The organism is Pseudoalteromonas sp. S558 (assembly GCF_005886635.1).
Taxonomy (GTDB): Bacteria; Pseudomonadota; Gammaproteobacteria; order Enterobacterales; family Alteromonadaceae; genus Pseudoalteromonas; species Pseudoalteromonas aliena.
In genome coordinates this window covers 1-8,068 of the sequence record NZ_PNDU01000133.1, presented here as the reverse complement: position 1 = coordinate 8,068, position 8,068 = coordinate 1, and the positions used below count along the sequence as shown (strand labels likewise).

Annotated in this window: 5 protein-coding genes; 4 read left to right on the top strand and 1 reads right to left on the bottom strand. The window is 39.0% G+C overall.

Features of this window, described 5'->3' with window-relative positions:
- Positions 1-129 precede the first annotated feature (129 nt).
- From CWB66_RS10510 to ansA, 3 genes are all read left to right on the top strand, one after another.
- The gene (locus tag CWB66_RS10510; protein ID WP_077536707.1) at positions 130-1,167 is read left to right on the top strand and encodes an IS110 family RNA-guided transposase; all 1,038 of its coding nucleotides are present in this window, start codon (positions 130-132) and stop codon (positions 1,165-1,167) included.
- Between the two features lie 371 nt (positions 1,168-1,538).
- On the top strand, positions 1,539-3,404 hold the full coding sequence (gene sppA / locus CWB66_RS10505) for a signal peptide peptidase SppA (protein ID WP_138585351.1): 1,866 nt from the start codon (positions 1,539-1,541) through the stop codon (positions 3,402-3,404).
- Positions 3,405-3,485: 81 nt separating this feature from the next.
- Complete coding sequence (gene ansA / locus CWB66_RS10500; protein WP_138585350.1) at positions 3,486-4,496, top strand: asparaginase; 1,011 nt, start codon at positions 3,486-3,488, stop codon at positions 4,494-4,496.
- 115 nt (positions 4,497-4,611) lie between these two features.
- Here ansA and gnd read toward each other — a convergent pair whose 3' ends face one another.
- Positions 4,612-5,985 carry an NADP-dependent phosphogluconate dehydrogenase gene (gene gnd, locus CWB66_RS10495; RefSeq protein ID WP_138585349.1) on the bottom strand — a complete coding sequence of 458 codons (1,374 nt, stop codon included), beginning with the start codon at positions 5,983-5,985 and terminating at the stop codon, positions 4,612-4,614.
- 371 nt (positions 5,986-6,356) lie between these two features.
- On the opposite strand from gnd, the gene pyk reads away from it, so the two are divergent.
- Complete coding sequence (pyk, locus tag CWB66_RS10490) at positions 6,357-7,793, top strand: pyruvate kinase (RefSeq protein WP_138585348.1); 1,437 nt, start codon at positions 6,357-6,359, stop codon at positions 7,791-7,793.
- Positions 7,794-8,068 lie beyond the last annotated feature (275 nt).

Genomic DNA, 8,068 nt, shown 5'->3' with positions numbered 1-8,068 from the left:
CCGCACGCCGCGATTAAATCGCCCCTAGATTGAACAAATTTTAATCCTGAAAGGTCAACAGATGTATGGACTCCCACTTCCCTCAGGAGTAACGTAATAAGCGACTAAACTTTACCAAGGAGCCCATACATGTTTGATTGTAATGTAATCGCAATTGATTTAGCAAAAAATTTATTTCAGGTTTGTAAAACAGATAAGAATGGAAATGTTATTTATAACAAAGCAATTACAAGAGCTAAGCTTAAACAATTGTTAATTAAAGAGAAGCAATCTTTAGTTGCTATGGAATCGTGCGGCGGAACACATTATTGGGCACGCTTTGCTAAACAGGCTGGTCATCAAGTAAAAGCAATTAATGCACGACAAGTAAAAGCATTTCGTCAAGGGCAAAAAACAGATGCTAACGATGCGCTGGCTATTTCTGTTGCCGCTCGGCAGCCTCATATTAAAGAAAGCCGATTACTTTCAGTGCAGGAGCAATGCCTGCAAGGCATTGAATGTATGCGTGATTTATTGGTCAAACAAAAAGTAAGTTTAAGTAATCAACTCAGAGGCTTACTTTTGGAGTTAGGGTATCCAATAGCTCAAGGTGATACCCCGTTAATTCACGCTATACCAGAGATACTAGAAGAGGCCGAAAATAGTTTAACAGCCTCATTTCGTTTTTCAATTCACCTCCTTTTTCAACGTTTTAAGGAGACAATTGAAGAAGCAAAGCTGATTGAAAAACAATTGCATGAAATAATTAAAGAAGATAAAACCTGTAATCGCTTACAAGCCTTAGAGGGAGTCGGTCCAGTCTGTGCAATTTTGATAAAAATAGCGCTAGGTAATGCAACACATTTCAAAAGTGGTCGAGAAGCCGCCGCATGCTTTGGTCTAACACCAGTACAACATAGCAGTGGTGGTAAAGAAAAAATAGGCTCGATATCTAAAGTGATAGGAAATAAGAAGCTGCGAAGTGCTTTGTTTAAAGGTGCATTAGCTGTTGTTTCCCAACTAGAAAAAAGAGAAAGTCGCAGTGAAAAAGATGTATGGTTGAAAGCATTAACCGCGCGTCGAGGAAAGAAAGTAGCAGCCATTGCTTTAGCGAATAAAACGATAAGAACGGCTTTTGCAATGCAAAAGCATGATAAAGAATACCAGCCACAATTACTTGCGGCTTAAAATTTGTCAATAAGAGCGCTTAAAATAGGTAAGACCAACCTTCAATAGACTGTTAGGGCCTGAAGTTTCATAAACTGCTCAACAGAAAAGTCATGAAGGTGCGAATACATAAGAGGCCAGAGGTAGCACCTCAATTTGAGCCCGTATATAAGCTAGCATCTAAATTTATTTTAACTTTTTCTTTTTGACATTTACGGAGAGTCCATATAAGGCCCTAGTTTTAAAAATAATATTAAAACATAAAAAAAGCCGCAATTACGCGCACTTGAACATATTCATAAACACTTCGTTACGATTTAGCAGTTAAACTTATTTTTATTCTGAGATAAGATGGAGTAAATGTATTAGCTGTACCAACTTAAGGAGCTATTTTGATAGCAAAAATATTCAAAGGTATTTGGACTGGGATCAATTTTTCTCGTCGATTAGTACTTAACATTCTGTTTTTATTACTTGTAATTGTTTTTATTGCGGGTATTACTAGTGATGAAGATAAAATAACTGTTGAAGATGGCTCTGTACTTAGACTCAACCTTAACGGCCCTATTGTTGAAGAAAAAACTTATGTCGATCCAATTGAAGCCGCTATTAGTGATGCAACATCAGGCTCTGAAGCGCCGAGCGAGATTTTACTAGACGACATAGTAAAAGTAATTAATGAAGCCGCTAAGGACGAGCGTATTACGGTATTACTCCTTGATTTACAAGAAATGCCTAAAGCGCACTTAAATAAGCTTAAACAAATTGCAAATGCTATTGACCGCTTTAAAGAAACAGGCAAAAAAGTTATTGCATCAGGTTATTACTACACACAAGCGCAATACTACATTGCGTCACATGCCAACGAAGTTACCATGCATCCATACGGAAGCGTAGCCATTGAAGGTTACGCCATGTATCCACTTTACTTTAAAGATGCACTTGAAAAGTTAGAAGTAACGCAGCATATTTTTCGTGTTGGTACGTTTAAGTCAGCCGTTGAACCATTTATTCGCAATGATATGTCTGATGCTGCAAAAGAGGCTAATCGTGTTTGGTTAGGGGCACTTTGGAATCAATACAAACAAGATGTTGCTGCAGCTCGCCCATTTGATGAGTCAAATTTTGATGAAACAATGGATGTATATCTAGCTAAAATGCAAGCAGCAAACGGCGATGCAGGAAAATATGCAATTGATCATCAGTGGGTTGATTCATTAAAAACAACTCAACAGGTCCGTAAGCAGCTGATCGATTTAGTTGGTGAAGACGAAGATGGTAAAACATTCAAGCAAGTTTCATTTCGTGACTATTTAAGCTTAGTTAAACCACCTATGGTATTTGATAACCCAATTACTGAAAAAGTAGCCATTGTTGTAGCGAGAGGTACCATTGTTGACGGTGAACGCCGAGCTGGCGAAATTGGTGGCGACTCTACTGCTGCCCTTCTTCGTAAGGCACGCCTTGATGATAAAGTGAAAGCGGTTGTGCTTCGCATCGACTCTGGTGGTGGTAGCATGTTTGCCTCAGAAGTAATCAGAGCTGAAGTACTTGCACTTAAAGCAGCGGGTAAACCCGTTATTGCTTCTATGAGCTCTGTTGCTGCATCAGGTGGTTATTGGATTGCCTCCGCCGCAAACGAAATCTGGGCAGCGCCGAGTACGATTACGGGCTCAATTGGTGTATTTGGTACGTTTATGACATTTGAAAAAACCCTTTCTAAAATTGGTGTTTATTCGGATGGTGTAGCAACAACCGAAATGGCTGGCTTTTCTATCACCCGCCCTCTTAACGAAAAAATGGGCCAAGTAATTCAAATGAGCGTTGAAGAAGCGTACGGTCGCTTTTTAAATGTTGTAGCTGATGCACGTAATATGACCCCAGAGCAAGTTGATAAAATTGCACAAGGCCGTGTATGGATCGCATCTCAAGCACTCGAATTAGGTTTAATAGATAAGCTGGGTGATAAACAAGATGCAATTGACGCAGCTGCAGCACTGGCAAAATTAAATCACTTTGAAGTTAAAACGATAAAACAAGACTTAAGCCCGCAACAACAAATGATGCAAGATGTTTTTGGTAATGCATCGGTTAAGTCAATGCTAGGCTTACAAACACAAAAGACGTCTGTATTAGCCACACAAGCCAATCTACAAAGTGTTATAAGTCAGCTAAGCTCAGAAGTAGAAAACCTTAAAGATTACAATGATCCGCAAGGCGTATACGCACGCTGCTTGGTATGTACTATTGCACAATAAAAATGCATCCCAGCCGTTAGCTGCTGTATTTAAAGTAGCTTAAGGTTATAATAAGCCCAGTTTTTTTACTGGGCTTTTTTTATGAAACGCAAACGCATTTATATCGCTTACACTGGCGGTACTATAGGAATGAAAAAATCGAGCCGTGGATATATTCCTGCCGAAGGCTTTTTAACCGAAACAGTCGTTAATAATGCTGAATTTAATCGTGATGAAATGCCTTTATTCGATATTCACGAGTACTGCCCTCTTATCGACTCATCAGATATGTCGCCCGCTCATTGGCAACTCATTGCTGATGACATCAAAAGTAAATATCAAGAATACGATGGTTTTGTTGTTCTTCATGGTACCGATACGATGGCGTATACCGCTTCTGCACTTTCGTTCATGTTCGAAAACTTGACTAAGCCGGTTATTGTTACTGGTTCGCAAATTCCACTTTCACAATTGCGCTCAGACGGGCAAGTTAACTTACTCAATGCAATGTATTTAGCCGCAAATTACCCAATAGCAGAAGTTAGTCTATTTTTTAATAATCAGCTATTTAGAGGGAATAGAGCGACTAAAGCTCATGCAGATGGCTTTAATGCTTTTGCCTCACCTAACCTTGAACCTTTAGCCCTTTCTGGTATTAGTATTCAACTCATTAAAGGTCAACTTAGTCCTTACGTTGAAAACGAGCTGCAAGTTACGCCCATTACCCCTCAACCTATTGGTGTGCTCTATTTATATCCAGGTATTAGCAGAGACGTAGTTAAAAGCTTAGTCAATGATAATATTAAAGCACTAGTTTTACTTAGCTTTGGTGTGGGTAATGCACCTCAAGACCCTGAGTTTTTATCCGTCTTAAGTGAAGCAAGTAAACGCGGTATGGTTATTGTTAATTTAACACAATGCTTAAAAGGTCATGTAAACATGGGCGGTTATGCCACAGGTAATGCGCTATTAAATATTGGTGTTATTAGTGGATACGATATGACACTAGAAGCATGTTTAACTAAGTTGCATTACTTGTTTAGTCAAAAACTTGAAATTGAGACTATTCGCCATTTAATGCAAGACGACCTGCGCGGCGAATTAAGCCGATAACACAATACTAGAACAAAAAGGCACGCTATATAAGCGTGCCTTTTTACTTTTAAAGCAACTAGTTAACCAGAGCTCTGGATAATAAATCTATCTCGAGCAGAGCTCAGGTTAGTTATTAACGAACTTTAGCGTCTATCTCGACTAAATCTGTTAAATGGCATGTTTCACCACTGTGGGTTTTAATACCGTGTTCACCAAAGTAATCACGCTGGGCTTGTACTAAATGCCCATTACTTGGTGTTGTTAACGTTGCAAAATAAGTTTGTGTTGAACTTAGCACTGGAAATGCTAAGCCTGACATAATTGCTTGACCGGTAATTTTACGAAGAGCAGCTGCTTCCTTATCTAAAGAATCGATAAATTCAACGCCCTGCGCCACACTATCTAAGTAGTCAGCACGAATAATACACCCTGCACGCCAAGTCTGTAATGTTTTAGATAAATCTACTTTCCATTGATGTGTACGCGACGCCCCTTTTATAAGTGCTAATCCTTGGCGATAAGCTAATAAACTTGCAAGCGTAAATGCATCTTTCAATTCTTCTAAATCAATATCAACTGTGTTGGTTGATTTAGTTGCATAGGTCATCTCTTGCGCGGCCGTTGTATCACATGCATTGGTTAAATGACGAGCTTGAACAGCTGCAACTAAAGATGGTACTGCAATTCCCAACTCAAGTGCATTTTGTGCAGTCCAAAGGCCTGTACCTTTTGCGCCAACTTTGTTATCAATTAAATCAGCAAGCGGCATGTTTTTTTGGTTTTCAAGAGATAAGATATGGCTAGAAATGGAAAGTAAGTAACTATTTAGTTGACCTTTTGACCAGTCATCAAAAATGGCAGCAACTTCTTTAGGTGAACGATTAGTGCCTAGGCGAAGTAATTGATAGACCTCAGCAATTAATTGCATTAGTGCGTATTCAATACCGTTGTGCACCATTTTTACAAAATGACCACTCGCTGATTGACCAACACGTGCAAAACATGACTCGTCATTATAGCTTGCAGCCACTTTTTCAAACCAAGGTTCGATGCGCTCCCAACCACCTTCAGAGCCACTTGCCATCATTGCAGGGCCATGACGAGCGCCTTCGGCACCACCAGATATTCCCATTGTGGCAAATTCAAATTTGTTTTGGTATTTAAGCTTACGTGTAATGCCGTCTTTGTAGTTGCTATTACCACAATCGACTATCATATCGTTACAATCGACGCCCGCATCTACCAGTTCATTACAAACCGTATCAACTAACTCACCCGCTGGAACAAGTAATAAAATAGAGCGAGGTGCTTCTAAACGCTGAACCATGTCTCTTAAGTCAGAAACAATGTGGAGCCTATCGGCCATCCCCTGAGATTTAGCACAACTTAATAACTCTTCACCCGCATTCGGATTTTTGTCATAAGCGACTAGCGTGATCCCTTTTTCAATCAAGTTTAAAGCAAGATTTTTTCCCATAACGCCTAACCCGACTAATGCAACTTGCATTTAGTGTCCTCCTCGGTAACAACTATTTGGTTAGTGGATGTAAATAATACCGTGTGATTTATAATGCTTAATCATAAAAGACTAATCTTAGTTATAATACACATGCTTTTTTATTATAGATAAACAAGCTCTGTAATTATATCAAACATCAGTCCTCTGAGGGTGACAAAAAGCGAAGCTATTTAAAATTTAAGAACATTGACGCATTCTGACACCGGTGTCATAATGATGACACATTAGTTTTGTATAAAATAGTGACAATAATACTAATATTGTCCAAAACTAAAAATACTTTTACCTTTTTGTGTTTATATTTTAAATAGAAAAACAACCGTTAACCCGCTTACATCTTAAGCACACAGGAGAATTTGATGCTTAGACGCACGAAAATAGTTGCTACCCTTGGGCCTGCTACCGATAGAGATAACAATTTAGAAAAAATTATTCGCGCTGGTGCCAACGTGGTACGATTAAACTTCTCACACGGTATTGAACAAGATCATAAAGACCGTGCACAGGCGGTTCGTGATATAGCTAAAAAATTAGGCAAGCATATTGCCATACTTGCTGATCTTCAAGGTCCTAAAATTCGCGTTTCTACATTTAAAGAAGGTAAAGTAACACTTGCAGTAGGTGCTAAATTTACCCTTGATGCAAAAATGGAAAAGGGCGAAGGCGATGTTAATTCAGTTGGTATTGATTATAAAGAATTACCAAACGATGTAAGCCCTAACGATTTACTACTTTTAAACGATGGTCTTATTCAGTTAAGCGTTGATGACGTAGCTGGTCACTTAGTGCATTGTACCGTGACTGTTGGTGGTGTTTTATCTAACAATAAAGGCATTAACCGTTTAGGTGGTGGCTTAACAGCGCCTGCATTTACTGAAAAAGATAAAGAAGATTTAATAACAGCGGCTGAAATTGACGTCGATTATATTGCAGTATCATTCCCTCGTAGTGGCGATGATATGCGCTACGTTCGCTCTTTAGCTGAAGCGGCTGGTTCAAAGGCACAATTACTGGCTAAAATTGAACGCGCAGAAGCAGTCGAAACACAAGAAGCGGTCGATGACATTATTTTAGCATCTGATGCAGTAATGGTTGCACGTGGTGACTTAGGTGTTGAAATTGGCGATGCTGCCCTTATGGGTAAACAAAAACTAATTATTCGTCGCGCTCGCTCATTAAATCGTACTGTAATAACAGCAACGCAAATGATGGAATCGATGATCGATAACCCTATGCCTACACGTGCAGAAGTTATGGATGTTGCAAACGCCGTTCTTGACGGAACAGATGCTGTAATGCTTTCAGCTGAAACAGCGGCTGGTGATTACCCTGAAGAAACAGTTGCCACAATGGCACGTGTTTGTTTAGGTGCTGAATCTCAAAAAGAAACACACGTTTCTAAACATCGTTTAGATAGTCGTTTTTCTAGCAATGCAGAATCAATTGCCCTTTCTGCTATGTATGCTGCAAATCACTTAGATTCTGTTAAAGCAATCATTACACTGACTGAATCTGGTAGCACCGCTAAACTTATGTCGCGTATTAGCTCTGGTTTACCAATCTACTCGCTTTCACGTCATGCCAGTACTTTAGGCCAGACCGCACTTTATCGTGGTGTTTATCCAGTATTTTTTGATTCTACAAAAGCTGAAAAAGACGGCATGGTAAAAGCAGCACTTGATACTTTAGTTGCTCAAGGGTCTTTGCACTCTGGCGATACAGTAATTATTACTCACGGTGACTCAATGGAAACTGTGGGCGCAACGAACACAATGAAAATTGTAACTGTTGCATAGTTAATTACTAAATAGCTTGAGCTCTGGATAATAAATCTCTTAACCAGAGTTCAGTTTAAATATAAAAAATGCGAGCCTAGCTCGCATTTTTTGTGCCTGTAATAAACAACTTTTTATCAGTGTTATACCAATCTGCTTATATATGGGGTCTATTTAACGTTAAGAAAATTACGCTAGAACTAGGCAAAAATTTTTGTATCTAGTTGTTCTAAATAAAAAATTTTTAACGACGTTATAGTGAAATTTAATTCTTTAAATTGATCAAAGATTTATGC

Bases quoted from the DNA above. Each gene is read 5' to 3' on its own strand.
- CWB66_RS10510 (WP_077536707.1), top strand. From the start codon at position 130: ATGTTTGATTGTAATGTAATCGCAATTGATTTAGCAAAAAATTTATTT.
- ansA (WP_138585350.1), top strand. From the start codon at position 3,486: ATGAAACGCAAACGCATTTATATCGCTTACACTGGCGGTACTATAGGA.
- gnd (WP_138585349.1), bottom strand. From the start codon at position 5,985: ATGCAAGTTGCATTAGTCGGGTTAGGCGTTATGGGAAAAAATCTTGCT.
- pyk (WP_138585348.1), top strand. From the start codon at position 6,357: ATGCTTAGACGCACGAAAATAGTTGCTACCCTTGGGCCTGCTACCGAT.